This is a genomic window from Salipiger marinus, assembly GCF_900100085.1.
Taxonomy (GTDB): Bacteria; Pseudomonadota; Alphaproteobacteria; order Rhodobacterales; family Rhodobacteraceae; genus Salipiger; species Salipiger marinus.
The window spans coordinates 162559-180312 of the sequence record NZ_FNEJ01000001.1 but is presented as its reverse complement, the minus strand read 5'-3'; the positions used below and the strand labels follow the sequence as shown (position 1 = coordinate 180312).

The 17754-nt window shown below is 68.4% G+C and carries 15 protein-coding genes; 10 read left to right on the top strand and 5 right to left on the bottom strand.

What is annotated here, in order from left to right:
* Window positions 1-34: 34 nt before the first annotated feature.
* The gene (locus tag BLR51_RS00910) at window positions 35-430 is read left to right on the top strand and encodes a hypothetical protein (RefSeq protein ID WP_242656609.1); all 396 of its coding nucleotides are present in this window, start codon (window positions 35-37) and stop codon (window positions 428-430) included.
* 6 nt (window positions 431-436) lie between these two features.
* Here BLR51_RS00910 and ade read toward each other — a convergent pair whose 3' ends face one another.
* Window positions 437-2134 carry an adenine deaminase gene (ade, locus tag BLR51_RS00905; protein WP_089842306.1) on the bottom strand — a complete coding sequence of 566 codons (1698 nt, stop codon included), beginning with the start codon at window positions 2132-2134 and terminating at the stop codon, window positions 437-439.
* Window positions 2135-2277: 143 nt separating this feature from the next.
* On the opposite strand from ade, the gene choX reads away from it, so the two are divergent.
* The 3 genes from choX to choV all read left to right on the top strand — a co-directional run bounded on the left by choX (window position 2278) and on the right by choV (window position 5138).
* Window positions 2278-3198 carry a choline ABC transporter substrate-binding protein gene (gene choX, locus BLR51_RS00900; RefSeq protein ID WP_089842302.1) on the top strand — a complete coding sequence of 307 codons (921 nt, stop codon included), beginning with the start codon at window positions 2278-2280 and terminating at the stop codon, window positions 3196-3198.
* 93 nt (window positions 3199-3291) lie between these two features.
* A complete protein-coding gene (choW, locus tag BLR51_RS00895; RefSeq protein WP_089842298.1) occupies window positions 3292-4122 on the top strand; it encodes a choline ABC transporter permease subunit in 831 nt (276 codons plus the stop codon).
* Window positions 4119-5138, top strand: coding sequence for a choline ABC transporter ATP-binding protein (choV, locus tag BLR51_RS00890; RefSeq protein ID WP_089842295.1), 1020 nt, complete (start codon window positions 4119-4121; stop codon window positions 5136-5138). Before choW ends, choV begins: the two co-directional genes overlap by 4 nt.
* A gap of 80 nt (window positions 5139-5218) precedes the next feature.
* Here the strand turns inward: choV and BLR51_RS00885 are convergent, their stop codons facing one another.
* Both BLR51_RS00885 and BLR51_RS00880 read right to left on the bottom strand, forming a co-directional pair.
* Window positions 5219-5827 (bottom strand): enoyl-CoA hydratase/isomerase family protein, encoded by a 609-nt coding sequence (locus tag BLR51_RS00885; protein WP_089842292.1) that lies wholly within the window; start codon window positions 5825-5827, stop codon window positions 5219-5221.
* Complete coding sequence (locus BLR51_RS00880) at window positions 5824-6573, bottom strand: SDR family oxidoreductase (protein ID WP_089842289.1); 750 nt, start codon at window positions 6571-6573, stop codon at window positions 5824-5826. The genes BLR51_RS00885 and BLR51_RS00880 overlap by 4 nt, the downstream gene beginning before the upstream one ends.
* A gap of 133 nt (window positions 6574-6706) precedes the next feature.
* On the opposite strand from BLR51_RS00880, the gene BLR51_RS00875 reads away from it, so the two are divergent.
* The gene (locus BLR51_RS00875) at window positions 6707-8272 is read left to right on the top strand and encodes a DUF2125 domain-containing protein (protein ID WP_165616708.1); all 1566 of its coding nucleotides are present in this window, start codon (window positions 6707-6709) and stop codon (window positions 8270-8272) included.
* 54 nt (window positions 8273-8326) lie between these two features.
* Here the strand turns inward: BLR51_RS00875 and BLR51_RS00870 are convergent, their stop codons facing one another.
* Window positions 8327-9544, bottom strand: a complete 1218-nt coding sequence (locus BLR51_RS00870) for a UbiH/UbiF/VisC/COQ6 family ubiquinone biosynthesis hydroxylase (RefSeq protein ID WP_089842282.1) — start codon at window positions 9542-9544, stop codon at window positions 8327-8329.
* Between the two features lie 82 nt (window positions 9545-9626).
* Between BLR51_RS00870 and BLR51_RS00865 the strand changes: the two genes are divergently transcribed.
* From BLR51_RS00865 to BLR51_RS00850, 4 genes are all read left to right on the top strand, one after another.
* Window positions 9627-10955 (top strand): amidase, encoded by a 1329-nt coding sequence (locus tag BLR51_RS00865; RefSeq protein ID WP_089842279.1) that lies wholly within the window; start codon window positions 9627-9629, stop codon window positions 10953-10955.
* A gap of 205 nt (window positions 10956-11160) precedes the next feature.
* A complete protein-coding gene (locus BLR51_RS00860) occupies window positions 11161-12342 on the top strand; it encodes an aminotransferase class I/II-fold pyridoxal phosphate-dependent enzyme (RefSeq protein WP_089842276.1) in 1182 nt (393 codons plus the stop codon).
* Window positions 12343-12361: 19 nt separating this feature from the next.
* A complete protein-coding gene (locus BLR51_RS00855) occupies window positions 12362-15715 on the top strand; it encodes a DNA translocase FtsK (protein WP_089842273.1) in 3354 nt (1117 codons plus the stop codon).
* Between the two features lie 261 nt (window positions 15716-15976).
* Window positions 15977-16564, top strand: coding sequence for a LolA family protein (locus tag BLR51_RS00850; RefSeq protein ID WP_089842270.1), 588 nt, complete (start codon window positions 15977-15979; stop codon window positions 16562-16564).
* 21 nt (window positions 16565-16585) lie between these two features.
* Here the strand turns inward: BLR51_RS00850 and BLR51_RS00845 are convergent, their stop codons facing one another.
* A complete protein-coding gene (locus tag BLR51_RS00845) occupies window positions 16586-17176 on the bottom strand; it encodes a transglycosylase SLT domain-containing protein (protein ID WP_089842268.1) in 591 nt (196 codons plus the stop codon).
* A 238-nt stretch (window positions 17177-17414) separates the two neighbouring features.
* On the opposite strand from BLR51_RS00845, the gene hspQ reads away from it, so the two are divergent.
* Window positions 17415-17741, top strand: coding sequence for a heat shock protein HspQ (gene hspQ, locus BLR51_RS00840; protein ID WP_089842265.1), 327 nt, complete (start codon window positions 17415-17417; stop codon window positions 17739-17741).
* The last annotated feature ends 13 nt before the right edge of the window (window positions 17742-17754 follow it).

Here is a 17754-nt window from a genome sequence, read left to right as displayed (position 1 = left end):
TGGAACTTTTGCGCGGGCGGGAGCGTTGAATAAGATGAAGAAGTTTTTGATACCCGCCACCGTCATTGCCCTTGCCGCCGCCTGCCTGCCGCAGGACCGCCCCTCCGCCACCGTGCCCGAAGGCACCATTCCTGCCGCGCTGCAGGGCCAGTGGGGCCTTGTTGCCGCCGATTGCGAGCCGGGCCGCGACGATGCCAAGGGACTGCTGACGGTGGAGCCGGAGCGGCTGGTATTCTACGAATCCCGCGCCACCTTGGGCGAGGTGACCGAAGCCACCCCCAGCCGCATCGCCGCCCGGTTCAACTTCAGCGGCGAGGGCATGACATGGTCCCGCGACATCCTGCTGGAGCAGAGCGGCGACACCCTGACCCGCCGCGAAACCGGCGAGGGCGCAATCCCCGAGCCGCTGGTCTATACCCGCTGCCCGTGACGCGGCCTAGCCGGGGATGATCTCGAATTTCGTGACATCCACCATGCCGCGGTCGGTGATCTTCAGCGCGGGGATCACCGGCAGCGCCAGAAAGGCCAGCTGCAGGAACGGCTCTTCCAGCGTCACGCCAAGGCTGCGGGCGGCGGCGCGCAGGTCGGTCAGCCGGTCGCGCACCGCCTCGAACGGTTCAAGGCTCATCAGCCCCGCCACTGGCAGCGCCAGTTCCGCCAGAATCTGCCCGGCCTCGGCCACGACAAACCCGCCCTCGATTTCGGCCAGCCGGTTGGCGGCCAGCGCCATGTCGGCATAATCCGCGCCGACGCAGGCGATGTTGTGATGGTCGTGACAGACGGTGGAGGCGATGGCGCCGCGCTGCAGCCCGAATCCCCGCACGAAGCCGGTGGCGATGTTGCCGTTGCGCCCGTGGCGTTCCACCACCGCAATCCGCATCAGGTCGCGCGCGGGATCGGGGCGCTTGTCCCCGTCGCTGAGCGCGATGTCCTCGTGCAGATGATCGGTGAGGATCTGCCCCTCGCGGATGCCGATGACATCCGTGGCGGTGCGGTTGGCGGTGCTGCGGAAATCCTCCGCCCGCAGGTGCGGCGCATGCACGGACTGCCGCCCGACCTCGGGGATATGGCCCCGCGCGGCAAAGGCCGCCTGATCCACCCGCACCCCGCCCGCCAGAACCAGCTGCGCATGGCAGCCCTCCAGCGAGTCGACGGCCACGATGTCGGCGCGCTTGCCCGGCGCGATCATGCCGCGATCCTTCAGGCCGAAGGCTTCGGCGGCGGACAGGGTCGCGGCGCGATAGGCGGCAAGCGGCGGCGTGCCAAGGGCGATCAGGGTGCGGATCATGTAATCCAGATGGCCATGTTCGGCGATGTCCAGCGGGTTGCGGTCATCGGTGCACAGGCACATGTAGGGCGAGGTCCGTTCGTCCAGCAGCGGCTGCAGCGCGTGCAGATCCTTGCTGACCGAGCCTTCGCGGATCAGCACCCGCATGCCCTTGCGCAGCTTTTCCAGCGCCTCCTCGGCGCTGGTCGCCTCGTGTTCGGTGCGGATGCCCGCCGCCACATAGGCGTTCAGATCCCGCCCCGACAGCAGCGGGCAGTGCCCGTCCACATGCCCGCCCTCGAAGAGCCGCAGCTTGGCCATGGCCTGCGGATCGCGGAAGATCACGCCGGGATAGTTCATGAACTCCGCCAGCCCGATGCCCGAAGGGTGCCCGCGCAGCGCCGCGATGTCCTCGGCCAGAAGCTCCGCCCCTGCCGTTTCCATATGCGTCGACGGCACGCAGGACGACAGCTGCACCCGGATGTCCATCAGCGTGTGTTCAGAGGCCTGCTGGAAATAGCGGATGCCCGCCGCCCCCACCACATTGGCGATCTCATGCGGGTCGCAGATGGCGGTGGTCACCCCGCGCGGGGTCACGCAGCGGTCGAATTCGAACGGCGTGACCAGCGAGCTTTCGATATGCAGATGCGTGTCGATGAAGCCGGGCACAAGGATCTGGCCGGTCACGTCGATCACCTCGCGCCCTTCATAATGGTCGAGGATCCCCACGATGGTGTCGCCGCAGATCGCCACGTCGCCCTCCAGCAGCGCGCCGGTGACGAGGTCGAACAGCCGTCCGCCGCGCAGCACCAGATCGGCGGGGGCATCGCCCCGGCCCTGTGCGATGCGTGTTTCAAGCTCGGCCATGGCAGTCTCCTTCTGACGTCGCCGCAGCATGCCATGGCCCAAGGGGCGAAGGCGAGGGGGCTTGTCCCGGCGATTGGTTGCAAAACGGGGGATTTCCGCGCTTACTGGCGGCCATAAAGACCAACATCACCGGGGAGATCACCATGACCACATCCCGCCTTGCCCTCGCGGCGGCGCTGCTGTCCGCAGGGGCCGCCCATGCGGACTGCGACTCCGTCACCTTTTCCGATGTGGGCTGGACCGACATCACCGCCACCACCGCCGCCACCACCGTGGTGCTGCAGGCCATGGGCTACGAGACCGATGTGAAGGTGCTGTCGGTGCCTGTCACCTACACTTCGCTCGCCAATAACGACATCGACGTGTTCCTTGGCAACTGGATGCCGACGATGGAGGCCGACATCGCCCCCTATCGCGAGGCGGGCACCGTCGACAGCCTGCGCGCCAACCTGACCGGGGCCAAATACACGCTGGCCACCAATGCGGCGGGCGCCGCCGCAGGCATCGCGGATTTCGCCGACATCGCCGCACAGGCCGAGGCGCTGGACCAGACCATCTATGGCATCGAGCCGGGCAATGACGGCAACCGCCTGATCCTCGACATGATCGAGGCCGATGCGTTCGGCCTGTCGGAATTCGAGGTCAAGGAAAGCTCCGAACAGGGGATGCTGGCGCAGGTGGGCCGGGCGACCAACCGCGACGAGCCCATCGTGTTTCTGGCATGGGAGCCGCATCCCATGAACGCCAATTACGACCTGACCTATCTCACCGGCGGCGATGACTGGTTCGGCCCGGATCTGGGCGGCGCCACCGTGCATACCAACACCCGCGCGGGCTATGTGGAGGAATGCCCCAATGTCGGCCAGTTCCTGACCAATCTGGAATTCTCGCTCCAGATGGAGAACGAGATCATGGGCGCCATCCTTGATGACGGCGCCGATCCGCAGGAGGCCGCACGTGACTGGCTCGCCGCCAATCCGCAGGTGCTGGATGGCTGGCTGGACGGCGTCACCACCAAGGACGGCGCCGAGGCGAAGCCCGCCGTTCTGGCCACCCTGCAGTAATCCAAGGCAGGCGCGGCGCGGGGGCTGACCCGCGCCGCCGCTCCGGCATCTCATGGCGCCCGGTTTTGCGGGCGCGCGGCACAGGGTCTGCGCATGGACTGGCTTACCGCCTACAAACTTCCCGTCGGGGATGCCGCAGAGGCCGGGTTCGGCTGGCTGCAGCGCCACGGCACATGGGCCTTTGACGGGCTGGCCGAGGCCATGGAGGCGCTGATCGAGGCGATCCTCTGGGTGCTGCAGACGCCGCCCGAACTGCTGGTGATCGCCGTCTTCGCCGCGCTGACATGGGCGCTGCACCGCAGCTGGAAGGTGCCCGCGCTGGTGGGCTTCGGCTTTCTCTTCATCGTCAATCAGGGCTATTGGGAAGAAACCACCGAAAGTCTGACGCTGGTGCTGTCGGCCTGCGTGGTCTGCATGGGGCTGGGCGTGCCCATCGGCATCGCCGCCGCCCACCGTCCCCGGCTTTACCGGACGCTGCGCCCGGTGCTCGACCTGATGCAGACCCTGCCCAGCTTCGTCTATCTGATCCCCTCCATCGTGTTCTTCGGCATCGGCATGGTGCCGGGCCTGATCGCCACGGTGATCTTCGTGCTGCCCGCACCGATCCGGCTGACCCATCTGGGCGTCACCTCCACCCCGTCCGCGCTGATCGAGGCGGCAGAGGCCTTTGGCGCCACCCCGCGCCAGAAGCTCTGGAAGGTGGAACTGCCCTGCGCGCTGCCGCAGATCCTTGCCGGGCTGAACCAGACCATCATGCTGTCGCTGTCCATGGTGGTGGTGGCGGCGCTGGTCGGCGCGGACGGGCTGGGCGTGCCGGTGCTGCGCGCGCTCAACCGCGTTGATACCGGGCTGGGGTTCGAGGCGGGGCTGGTCATCGTCGTGCTGGCCATCCTGCTGGACCGCGCGCTGCGGGGCCGCACATGACGCGGGCGGTGATCTTCGACGAGGTGTCCATCGTCTTTGGCGATGATCCCCATGGCGCCCTGCCGCTGGCCGACGAGGGCCGCAGCCGGTCCGAGATCGGCAAGGAAACCGGGCAGGTGCTGGGCGTGCATGACGCCTCGCTGGAGGTGGACGAGGGCGAGATCGTGGTGCTGATGGGCCTCTCCGGCTCGGGCAAATCCACGCTGCTGCGCGCGGTCAACGGGCTGAACCCGGTGACGCGGGGCAGTGTCCGGGTGCATGACGGCAGCGCCATGGTCGATGTCACCACCTGCCGCCCCGCCACCCTGCGCCAGCTGCGCCAGACCCGCGTCGCCATGGTGTTCCAGCAGTTCGGCCTGCTGCCATGGCGCAGCGTCGCCGAAAATGTCGGCTTCGGGCTGGAACTGGCGGGGGTCCGCCCCGCCGACCGCGCCCGCCGCATCGCCGACCAGCTGGCGCTGGTCGGGCTGGACGGCTGGGCCGACCGCCCGGTGGCGGAACTGTCGGGCGGCATGCAGCAGCGCGTCGGCCTTGCCCGCGCCTTTGCCACCGACGCGCCGATCCTGCTGATGGACGAACCTTTCTCGGCGCTGGATCCGCTGATCCGCACCCGGCTGCAGGACGAACTGCTGGATCTGCAGCGCAAGCTCCGCCGCACCATCCTCTTCGTCAGCCATGATCTGGACGAGGCGTTCAAGCTGGGTGGCCGCATCGCGCTGATGGAGGGTGGGCGCATCGTCCAGACCGGCACCCCGCGCGAGATCTTCTCCGATCCCGCCTCGCCCTATGTCGCCGAATTTGTCGCCAACATGAACCCGCTCGGGGTGCTGACCGCCCGCGACGTGATGACCGTCGCGCCGGGCGCCGACCCCGCCGCCCCGGAGGTCGCGCCCGAAACCCCGGTGCGCGCGCTCATGGCGCAGCTGCAGCAGGCGCGCCGCCTCACCGTCACCGACCAGGGCCGGACGGTTGGCCAGATCAGCGCCGAAAGCATCGTCGCCCGGCTCTGCCGCTAGGCGCCTTTCATCTTGCCCCTAAACTCCGGGGGTGAATTGGCGCAAAGCGCCAAGAGGGGGCAGAGCCCCCTCCCTTCACCTCAGGGGATCAGCGCCTTGATCGCCCGCACATGCGCGGCCTGCGCCCCCAGACAGTCCGCCGCCAGCGCCCGGGCCGTGGGCAGCAGCGCCTCGGCGGGCACCACCCGGTCGACCAGCCCCCAGTCCCGCGCCTCCTCGACCGGCACCTTCTGCCCGGCCAGCAGGATCATCTTGGCGCGGGCGGGCCCGACCAGCCGCGCCAGCCGCACCGGATCAGACGGCTGCGGCAGAAAGCCCAGCTTCATCACCGGATAGAAGATCCGGGCGCCCGGCACCGCCAGCCGCAGGTCGCAGGCCAGCACCATGCCAAGCGCGCCCCCCGCCGCCGTGCCGTTCAGCGCCGCGATGCTGAGCCCCGGCAGGGCGGCGATGGCCGCCGACAGCCGCTCCCACAGCGGCGAGGTGGCAAGCCCGGTCCGCACCGCCTCCAGATCGGCCCCGGCGGAAAACACCGGGCCCTCTCCGGTCAGCACCAGCGCCCGCGCTTCCTGCGCGTCTTCGGCGATCTCGCAGAGCCGCTCCAGCATCTCCGGGGTCAGCGCGTTCGCCCGCTCGGGGCGGTTGATCCGCGCGGTCCAGAATCCGCCGCAGCGCTCCAGCGCGATCATTCCAGACCCAGCTTCCGGCGCAGGTCGGGATCGCGCAGCGAGGCTTCGCCGCCCAGATAGCCGTCGGCCTCCGCGCCGCACATCCAGACCAGCGCGCGCGCCACCCAGTCGGGCGGGATGTGATCCTCCCAGTCCAGCTGGCTGACCGGGTTGATGCCAGAGGCCTTGATTTCGCGCTGCATCTGCGTGGCCACCGTGCCCGGCGACAACGACAGCGCGCGGATGCCCTGCGCGCTGTTTTCGGCATCGGCCATCTTGGTCAGCATCAGCGCCCCCGCCTTGGAGGCACAGTAATGCGACCACGCCTCCACCGGGTTCTGCGCCGCGCCCGATCCGATGGTCAGGATGGTGCCGCCGCCCGCCGCCAGCATCACCGGCAGGGCCGCGCGCATGCCGTGGAACACGCCTTTCAGGTTCACGTCGATGACCTGTCCCCATGCGTCGGGATCGGCTTCGGCCAGATGCGCGATCGGCTCGATGGCGCCCGCGTTGTTCACCAGCACGTCCAGCCGTCCGAAGGCGGTCAGGCAGGCCTGCACCGCCTGCGCCATTTCCCAGTAGCGCGAGATGTCGCAGGGGATGGCCACGGCGCGCGGTCCGATTTCGCCCGCCAGATCGGCAAGGGCGGAACGGCTGCGCGCCACCAGCGCGACATTGGCGCCCTCTGCGGCAAAGGCGCGCGCGGCGGCGGCGCCGATGCCACGGCTGGCGCCGGTGATCAGCACGCTTTTTCCGGTCAAATCCATGTGCAAGCCTCGTCAGTCAGGGTTTCCTCCTTGGTAAAGGCAGGAATACCCCCGGTCCAGCCCCTTGACCCCGGGGGCGGGCGGACCGAAGTTGACGGCAGCACAACCGCTTTTGGCGATGAGGAAAGGAACGATGATGCGGGTTCTGACAGGGCTTCTGGGGGCCGGAGCCACGGCGCTCTGCCTCGCCGCTCCGGCTGCGGCCGATGTGACACCGGATCAGGTCTGGACCGATCTGCGCAGCTATCTTGAAACCTTGGGCTATGAGGTCGAGGTCGAGGAAACCGCCAGCGGCGGCTCCCTGACGCTGAGCGGGCTGTCGGTCACCTCCGATCTGCCCGAGGAGGGCGGCACCTCCGAGGTGACGCTGGGCACGCTGATCCTAGAGGATCGCGGCGATGGCACGGTCGAGGTGATCCTGCCCGAGATGCTGCCCATCGACACCATCGTCCGCCCCACCGGGGAGCAGCCGGTGGAAATCGGGCTGCATTACACCTCGCAGGGCGGCGAGATGATCGTTTCGGGCACCCCCGAAGACATGCGCTACAGCTATTCCGCCGCCTCTGCCGCGCTGGATCTGGTGCGGCTGGTGGCCGAAGGCCGCGAGGTGCCCCGGTCCGAGGCCAGCGCCCGGATCGAGATGGGCCAGACCGACAGCGAAACCCGCGTCACCACGGCTGACGGGATGCGCGGCTACAGCCAGTCCAGCAGCATCGAGGATCTGGCCTATGACATCACCCTGACCGATCCCGAAACCGGCGGCAGCGGCGCCTTCAGCGGACGGTTCGTGGATGTGACCACCACCTCCGGCTCCGAAGTGCCGGAAGAGGCAAGCGGCGAGGATATTGCCGCGCTGGTGGGGGCGGGCTTTGTCTCGGAACTGGCGTTCCGGCATGAAGGATCCGAAGGCACCTTCAGCTTCACCGAACCCGCCGCGCCGGGGCCGGAGGGCACAGCCCCTGGCGCGCCGCAGACCAGCAGCGGCACCAGTTCCAGCACCGGCGGCACGCTGTCGGGCGCCCTGTCGGACAGCGGCTTCCGGCTGGAAACCTCCGGCACCGGCGTCGCCTATGCCATGACGGGCGGCGATCTGCCGTTCCCGATCAGCGTTTCCGCCGAAGAGATGGGCTTTTCGCTGGACCTGCCGCTGGCCGCCGATGGCAGGTCTCAGGACATGGCGCTGGGTCTGACGCTGGACGGGCTGACGCTGTCGGACGAGATCTGGGGCGTTTTCGATCCCGCTGCGGTGCTGCCGCGCGATCCGGCCACGCTGCAGATCGATCTGGCGGGCAAGGTCACGCCGCTGGTCAACGTCTTCGACCCCGAAGAGATGGCCACGCTTGAAGCAGGCGACCAGCCGCCCGCGCAGCTGGACGCGCTGACCCTGCGCAACCTGACGCTGGATGCCGCAGGCGCCCGCGTGACCGGTGAAGGCGCCTTCACCTTCGACAATACCGACCTGCAGAGCTTTGACGGCATGCCCCGCCCCGAAGGTCAGGTGGAACTGCGGGTGCAGGGTGCCAACGCGCTGCTTGACCGGCTGATCGAGATGGGTCTGATGACCAACGAGGATGCCATGGGCGCGCGCATGATGATGAGCATGTTCGGCGTGGCCGGATCCGAGCCTGACAGCCTGTCCTCGCGGATCGAGGTGAACGGGCAGGGGCAGGTCTTTGCCAATGGCCAGCGCATCCGCTGACCCAAGCCGAGGGGCGCGGGCCGTCGGGCCCCGCCCCCCTTAGGGTCCCGCGCCTCAGCGCGCCATCAGGTCGGGCAGGTCGCCGGTCAGGCCCGCCGCTTCGCGCAGGAATCCCCGGCGCAGGTCGGGCAGACGCTGCACCAGCGACATGCCCAGATCCCGACCCAGCCGCAGCAGCGGGTTGTCATTGGAAAACAGCCGGTTGAACAGATCGGTCGCGGTGGCGAGCGTGGCGGTGTCAAAGCGCCGCCACTGCTGGTAGCGCGCCAGCACGGCGGCAGAGGCCACATCCTCGCCGCGCCGCTGCGCATGGGACAGCACATGCGCCAGGGCCGCCACGTCGCGCAGCCCGGCATTCAGCCCCTGACCCGCGATCGGGTGCATGCCATGCGCGGCATCACCCACCAGCGCCAGACGGTCGGCGACGAAGGCATTGGCCAGCGTCAGCCCCAGCGGATAGGTGTAGCGCGGCCCGGCCAGCGTGATCTGCCCGAGGAAATCGCCGAAGCGCGGGCGCAGCACCTCCAGATATTCGGCGTCGGGCAGGGCGTTGATGGCTTGGGCCTGCGCGTCCCGCTCGCTCCAGACGATGGAGGAGCGGTTGCCGGTCAGCGGCAGGATCGCCAGCGGGCCGGGCGGCAGGAACAGCTGATGCGCCGTGCCCTCATGCGGCTTCTCATGGGCGATGGGGCAGACCAGCGCGGTCTGGCCATAGCTCCAGCCGGTGCGGCGGATGCCTGCGCGCGCGGCGGTGCCGCTTTGCCGCCCGTCCGCGCCGACCAGCAGCCGTCCGGTCAGCGTGCTGCCATCCTCCAGCGTCACCGACACGCCCGAGGCGGTGACGGTCTGCGCGGTGACGCGGGCGGCGGGGCGGTGGGTGACCTGCGGCGCGGCCTCCATCGCGTCGAGCAGGGCGCGGCGCAGATAGCGGTCTTCGACCATATGGCCCATCGGGCCTTCCTCGATCTCTGCCGAGGAGAAATCGAGCCCCAGAAACAACTCCGCCTCGCCGACGCGGCCATCGCTGACGCGGATCCCGGTCATCGGCTGCGCGTCTGGGGCCAGCCGGTCCCACAGGCCCAGATTGGCCAGCAGCCGCACCGAGGCCAGCGCCAGCGCATAGGCGCGGCCATCAAAATCCGGCTCGGCCCGCGTGTCGGCGGGCAGGGCATCAATCACGATGGAGCGCAGCCCGGCCTCAGCCGCGGCAAGCGCCAGCGCGGGGCCGTTGAGCCCGCCGCCGATGATGAGAAGATCGCTGTCCTGTGTCATGCTCCAACTATGGCGCTGTGCGCGGGATTGTCCATGCGCCGCTCTGCCGCTACCGTTCGCCAAAACCAGAAAGGGACGGGTCATGACGGACTGGACAAGCAGAAGCGCCGCGGCGCTGGGACGGGGCATCGGCAGCGGCGAGATCGATCCGGTGGCGCTGACGCAGGCCTTTCTGGACCGCATCGCGGCACATCCGCTGCGCGACCGCATCTATGCCCGCCTGACCCCCGACCGCGCGCTGGCCGAGGCCGAGGCGGCGCAGCGCCGCGCCAAGCTGGGGCGGCGGCTGTCGCCGCTGGATGGCGTGCCGGTCAGCTGGAAGGATCTGTTCGACACGGCGGGCGTGGCCACCGAGGCAGGCAGCGCGCTGCTGAAAGGCCGGGTGCCCGAGGCCGACGCGCCGGTGCTGCGCACCGCCACCGCCATGGGGCTGGTCTGTCTGGGCAAGACCCATATGTCGGAACTGGCGTTTTCGGGGCTGGGGCTGAACCCGGTCACCGCCACGCCGCCTTCGGTCAACGACCCCGAGGCGGTGGCGGGGGGATCCTCGTCGGGGGCTGCGGCCTCGGTCGCCTTTGGCCTTGCCGCGGCAGCGGTGGGGTCGGATACCGGCGGGTCGGTGCGCATCCCGTCGGTCTGGAACGATCTGGTCGGGCTGAAGACCACCTCGGGGCGGATCAGCATCGAGGGCGCGGTGCCGCTGGCCGCGCGCTTTGACACGGTGGGCCCGCTCTGCCGCACGGTGGAGGATGCGGCGCTGATGCTCGCTGCACTTGAAGGCCGGGCGGCGCCCGACCTGCAGGGCGCCTCGCTGAAGGGCGTGCGCTTTGCCAGCCTGTCGAATGTGGTGATGGACGACATCCGCGATGCGCCGCGCGCCGCCTATTGCAGCGCGCTGGACCGGCTGGCCGATGCCGGGGCAGAGATCGTGCCGCTGACCGTGCCGGAACTGGAGATCCCCATGGGCGATGCGGGGATCCTGTTCACCACCGAGGCCTGGGCGACATGGGGCGATCTGATTTCCCGCCACGGCGAGGTGATGTTCCCGCCGATCCGCGCCCGGTTCGAATCCGGCAAGGCCTTCGGCGGCGCCGACTATCTGGCCGCGTGGGAGCGGATGATGGGCGCGCGCGCCGCATGGGCGCAGGCCACGGCGGGGTTTGACGCCGTGCTCTGCCCCACCGCGCCGATTCTGCCGCCCAAGATCGACAAGCTGATGGAGCAGGGCGAATACTACGTCACCGCCAACCTGCTCGCGCTGCGCAACACCCGGGTTGCGAATGTGATGGGGCTTTGCGCCACCTCGCTGCCCACCGGAGTAGCTTCCTGCGGGGTGTCGGTCATGTGTGCGCCCATGGCCGAAGACCGCCTGCTGCGTCTGTCTGCTGCCGCCGAAACCGCTCTGTCCTGACGGCTGGGCAGGGGGGCTGTCCCCGGGGATCACCCGCCAAAAGCGGGCGATCCGCCACCGGTCCGGAGGGTTTTCGAGAGTCTGAGGCTTTCGCGCCACAGCCCCTGTGTGGCTTGGACTTCCGGTAGACGAAGCGGCCCGCCTTGCGTATCCTTCAAGCCAAACGGGGCGTCCATGATCCCGGATTGACAAAGGCAGTGCAGGCATGTTTCCCGACCGGTTCTCCAACCTTCCGGCCTATGCGTTCCCGCGCCTGCGGGCGCTTCTTGACGTGCATGCGGCGGGCGGCCCGGTGGTTCACATGACCATCGGCGAGCCGAAGCATCCGTTCCCGTCCTGGGTGGGGGAGGTGCTGGCCGAGAATGTCGCCGGTTATGGCGTCTATCCCCCCAATGACGGCACGCCGGAACTGCGCGGCGCCATCGCGGACTGGATCGCGCGGCGCTATGGCGTGCGCGTCGATGCCGACACGCAGGTGATGCCGCTCAACGGCACGCGCGAGGGGCTTTACAACGCCGCCATGGCGCTGTGCCCGGAAGCCAAGGGGGGCAGGGCGCCGCTGGTGCTGATGCCGAACCCGTTCTATCAGGTGTACGCCGTGGCCACCGCCTCTGTCGGGGCGGAGCCGATGTTTGTGCCCGCCACCGCCGAAACCGGCCATCTGCCCGACTTTGGCGCGCTGCCCGCCGAGGTGCTGGACCGCGCCGCGCTGGTCTATATCTGCTCTCCGGCCAATCCGCAGGGCGCCGTGGCCGATCGTGCCTACTGGACCAGCCTTCTGGCGCTGGCCGAACGGCACGATTTCCGCATCCTTGCCGATGAATGCTATTCCGAGATCTACCGGGGCGAGGCGCCGGTGGGGGCGCTGCAGGTCGCGCAGGAAACGGGCGCCGATCCCGAACGGGTGGTGATCTTTCATTCGCTGTCGAAGCGGTCCAACCTGCCCGGGCTGCGCTCCGGCTTTGTGGCGGGGGGGCCTGAAAGCCTGCGCCGCATCCGCCAGCTGCGCGCCTATTCCGGGGCGCCGCTGCCGCTGCCGATCCAGCGGGTGTCGGAACGGCTCTGGGCCGACGAGGCGCATGTGGAGGAAAACCGGGCGCTCTATCTGGAGAAGTTCCAGATCGCGGACCGCATCTTTGGCAATGTGCCGGGCTATCTGCCGCCGCGCGCGGGCTTCTTCCTGTGGCTGCCGGTCGAGGATGGCGAGGCGGCGGCGCTGAAGCTGTGGCAGGAAACCGGCGTGCGCGTGCTGCCGGGCGCGTATCTGTCGCGCGAAACGGACGCGGGAAATCCGGGAAAGGGATATATCCGGGTCGCCCTGGTGGCCCCGAAACACGAGACCGAACAGGGGCTGACCCGGATCCGGGACTGCCTTTACGGGCAATAAGAAAAAGACGAGGCGAGCGATGGCATATCAGGTGCGGGGGCGCGATCCCCTTTTCGACAGCAACATGCAGGCCGCGATCGAAAAGCGGGGCAAGGAGCTGGCCGGACTGGCCCTGGTTGTGCTTGGCCTGATGGCGGCGGCGATGATCGGGTCTTATACGCCCGATGATCCCAGCTGGCTGTCGGCCACCGATGCGCCGGTGAAGAACTGGTTGGGGCGGCTTGGCGCCTCGATCTCGGCGCCGCTTTACATGATCGTGGGTCTGGGCAGCTGGGGGCTGGCCGTGGTGCTGGTGGCATGGGGCCTGCGCTTCGCCCTGCATCAGGGCGAGGACCGCGCGCTGTCGCGCGTGGTGTTCGCGCCGATCTGGATCGCGCTGGCCTCTGTCTATGCGGCGGGCATCGCCGTGGGTCCGACATGGCCGCACAGCTTTGGCATGGGCGGGCTGTTTGGCGACATGATGATGGGCTCGGCGCTGGGTCTGCTGCCCTTTGGCGCAGGCTTTGGGCTGAAGCTGCTGATGGTCGTGCTGGGTCTGGGCCTGCTGGCGCTTGGCGCCTTCGTCACCGGCTTTACCCGGGCGGAACTGGGCAATATCGCGCGCTTCCTGCTGGTGGGGCTGGTCATGGTCTATGCCACCCTGCTTAACCTGCTGGGCCGGGGCGCGGGCAATGCGCTGAGCGCGGCACAGGGCCTGCAGGCCGCCCATTCCGAACGCCGTGCCCGCCGCGCCGAAGAGGCCGCCGAAGCCGCCGCATGGGCCGCAAGCCAGCAGGGCGCCGTGATGCCCGAGGCGGTGCAGGCCCCGGTCACCCGCGTGCACCGGGCCGCGCCGCCGCCCGCCGTGCCGCCCGCGCCGCAGCCGCGTCTGCGCCATCCGGAACCCGAACTGGATCTGGATGTGGAGCCGATGGGCCTGCTGGACGAGGACGACGCGCCGCAGGTCTGGACTCCGCAGCTGCAGGCGCAGCCTCAGGCCCATCACGTCAAGAAGCCGGGGCTGCTGGGGCTGGTGCCCGCGCTCATCAAGCGCGCCGACCCGATGCCGGAGCCCGAGCTTTATGCGCCGCACAACTTCGAAGACTATGTGGATCCGCCCGGCGAGGACCGGATCCGCGCCAAGATCGCGGATGTGGTCAAGGCGCGCCGCCGCGTTCAGCCCGCCTTTGCCGCGGCACCGGCCTATGACCCGACCAAGCCGCTGACCAAGGGCCGTGGCCGCGGGCCGGATCCGCTGATCTATCGCGCCGCCCCCGCCGCAGCAGGGCCGATGCGGGCCGAACCGCCGGTCACCGCCGCACAGGCGCAGCCCGCGCAGCGCCGCACCGAACCGCCGCTGACCGCCGCGCGGGCTGCTGTGCCGCCCGTGGCCCCGGTCGGACCCGCCCGCCGCGATCTGCCGCCCGCGCCCGAGGCGCTGCGGCCCGAGCCGCAGCAGGACTGGGCGCAGCAGCACTGGCCGGAAGAGGACGGCTTTGCCCCCGAGGCGGGCTGGCTGCCGGAACCCGACCTGCCGCCCGCGCCGCCCGCCGCCCCGGTGCAGAGCTATGCCGCAGCGCCGAGCCCGGTGCTGGAGCGTCCGCGCGCCGTCCCCCCTGCCCCGGTGGAGGAGGATCTGGCCGAGGAAGAGGGCTATGACGATCTGCGCGATTTCGACGATTACGGCGACGAGGACAGCTACGGCTATCGCGAGGAGGAGGAAGACGACCTGCCGCCGCTGCCGCGCGCGGCAGAGTCCGAGCCGGTGATCGCGCGCCGGGCGCCCCCGCCGCCGCCCGAGGCGATGCCGCCGCAGCCGCCGCGCCCCGCCGCCCGGCAGGAAGCCCCCGCGCCGCGCAGCTTTGACGCGCGGCAGGTGGAGTATGAACTGCCGCCGCTGCATCTGCTGGCCAGCCCCGAACATATCGAACGCCACATCCTGTCCGACGACGCGCTGGAAGAAAACGCGCGGATGCTGGAATCGGTGCTGGAGGATTACGGCGTGAAGGGCGAGATCGTGTCGGTCCGGCCCGGTCCCGTGGTCACCATGTATGAACTGGAACCGGCGCCCGGCCTGAAGGCCAGCCGGGTCATCGGTCTGGCCGATGACATCGCGCGGTCCATGTCGGCGCTGTCGGCGCGGGTGTCGACCGTGCCGGGCCGGTCGGTGATCGGCATCGAACTGCCCAATGAAAAGCGCGAGATGGTCAGCTTCCGCGAGATCCTGTCCAGCCGCGACTATAGCGACGGCACCCACAAGCTGCCGCTGGCGCTTGGCAAGGATATCGGTGGCGATCCGATGGTGGCCAACCTTGCCAAGATGCCCCACCTGCTGATCGCGGGCACCACGGGTTCGGGCAAGTCGGTGGCGATCAACACGATGATCCTGTCGCTGCTCTACAAGCTGACCCCGGATGACCTGCGTCTGGTGATGATCGACCCCAAGATGCTGGAACTGTCGGTCTATGACGGCATCCCGCATCTGCTGAGCCCGGTGGTGACCGATCCCAAGAAGGCGGTCGTGGCGCTGAAATGGGTCGTGGGCGAGATGGAGGACCGTTACCGCAAGATGTCCAAGATGGGCGTGCGGAACATCGACGGCTATAACGGCCGCGTCGCCGAGGCGCTGAAAAAGGGCGAGATGTTCAAGCGCACCGTCCAGACCGGCTTTGACGACGAGACCGGCGAGCCGGTGTTCGAGACCGAGGAATTCGAGCCGAAGAAGATGCCCTATATCGTCGTCATCGTCGACGAGATGGCCGACCTGATGATGGTGGCGGGCAAGGAGATCGAGGCCTGCATCCAGCGTCTGGCGCAGATGGCGCGGGCCAGCGGCATTCACCTGATCATGGCGACGCAGCGGCCTTCGGTCGACGTCATCACCGGCACGATCAAGGCGAACTTCCCCACCCGGATCTCGTTTCAGGTGACCTCGAAGATCGACAGCCGCACCATTCTGGGCGAGATGGGCGCCGAGCAGCTTCTGGGCATGGGCGACATGCTGTATATGGCGGGCGGCGCGCGCATCACCCGCTGCCACGGTCCTTTCGTGTCGGATGAAGAGGTCGAGGAGGTGGTGAACCATCTCAAGGCCTATGGTCCGCCAGAATATGTGGGCGGCGTGGTGCAGGGGCCGGATGACGACAAGGCCGATGACATCGACGCGGTGCTGGGCCTGAACACCGGCGGCAACACCGATGGCGAGGACGCGCTTTACGATCAGGCGGTGGCCATCGTCATCAAGGACCGCAAATGCTCCACCTCCTATATCCAGCGCAAGCTGGGCATCGGCTACAACAAGGCCGCGCGTCTGGTGGAGCAGATGGAGGACGAGGGCGTGGTCTCTGCCGCCAACCATGTCGGCAAGCGCGAGATCCTCGTACCCGAGCAGTAACCCCCCTGCCCCGCCGGGGCGGGGCACACATGCCCCGGCGGGGGGCGGGCGGCAGGGGCCGGCCTGCCTCCGGCGGGGATATTTTCAGCCAATGGAAACCGGCAGGGCAGGCGGGCGGCATCAATCCGCCGTGGTGGCGCTGTGAGCGGGCTTTGCAGCGGGCCATCCCGGCCCTAGATAGCCGGAAACACGGCGCTGCTATCGCATGACCGCGCGCGGAATGCGACAAGGCCGCAGACTTGCACCACGAAGGACGCACATATGATCCGATTCCTTTCCGCCGCGCTGCTGGCGCTTGCCGCATGGGCGCTGCCCGCACAGGCGCAGCAGCTGTCGCTGTCCGAACTGTCGCGTTACCTGAACACGATCCAGTCGGCGCAGGGGCAGTTCACCCAGATCAACGGCGACGGCACGATTTCCACCGGCACGATTTCCATCAAGCGGCCCGGCAAGGTGCGGTTCGAATACAACCCGCCGGATCAGGCGCTGGTTCTGGCATGGTCGGGGGCGGTCTATGTCTTTGACCGCAAGCTGGGCGGCCAGCCCGAGACCTATCCGTTGAGCCAGACGCCGCTGTCGATCATTCTGGCGCGCAACGTCAATCTGGGGCAGGCGGGCATGGTGACGGGCCACAGCTATGACGGCACGGCCACCACGGTGACGGCGCAGGATCCGCGCCGTCCGGAATATGGCTCCATCCAGATGAAGTTCACCGGCAACCCCACCCAGCTGCGTCAGTGGGTCATCACCGATGGCAATGGCAGCCAGACCACCGTGGTGCTGGGCGCGCTGGATGACGCAACCCTGCCGAACCGGCTGTTCGACGTGGATCAGGTGGCGGGGCGCTGAGCGCCCCACCCCTCGCCGCGGTCAGCGCGCCGCGCGGCAATTGGCGAGCTGCACCTCGTAGATGACCGCGCGGTTGCCCACTTCCTGCGCGACGCGGACCAGCCATGCCTTGCTGTTGTAGCTGCCGCGCAGATAGCCGGTGCGGCCCTCGTGATAGGCCAGATACTGGTTGCGCGCGTCGCGGGTGGTGATGCCGAGGCTGTCGCGGGTGCCCGCCATGTACCAGCCCATGAAGTCCGTGGCATCGCGGATGTCATCGCGGCGGGCGCGGTTCTTGCCGGTGGCGGCGAGATATTCCTCCCAAGTGCCGTCCAGCGCCTGACTGTAACCGAAGGCCGAGCTTTGCCGGCCATAGGGAATCACCCCCAGCGCGTAGCGGAACGGGGTCCGCGCGTCCGAGATGAATTTGCTTTCCTGATAGATCGTCGCCATCTGCACATGCACCGGCACGCCCCAGCGCCGTTCCACATCGCGGAAGGCCCGGAAATAGCCGGGCCGCTGTTCAAGGATGGAACACGCATCGTCTAGATTTCTGGGCGACTCTCCGCCGCCCCCGCCGCCGCAGGACGCTGCCAATAGAACAAGTGCTGCCGCGCGAAGCCATCTGCTCATCTGCCTCTCGCTTTTTCTGGTTTTTTTGTGGTTCTTGCCTCCGGTCAAATTACCCGATTGTGACCGTGGTTGGAATCACATTTCCTCGGGGTGGGGGCTGCGGCGGGAAGATGCCGGTGCCGGTGCCCGCGCGACGACGGGCCCTGACGCATAAGGTTTACACAGTGTTTCCGTGGACCGTCTGGATGTGGTTGGACAAACCGCCTAGAAAACGGCTAAAATCGGCCCAGAGGTGACCATGCACACACAGCGCGCGAAATACCATCTGGGACAGGTCGTCCGCCATCGGAAGCATCCCTTCCGTGGCGTGATCTTTGACGTCGACCCGGAGTTCAACAACACCGAAGAATGGTATGAGGCCATTCCCGAAGACGCGCGGCCTTCGCGGCAGCAGCCGTTCTATCACCTTCTGGCCGAGAACGAGCAGAGCTTTTACATCGCTTATGTGTCAGAACAGAACCTGATCGCCGATTATTCCGGGGAGCCGGTGGATCACCCCGACATCCCCGATCTGTTCGGCGCGTTTCAGGATGGCAGCTACGAGCTTCATTTCCAGATGAACTGAGCAGCAGCGCCGC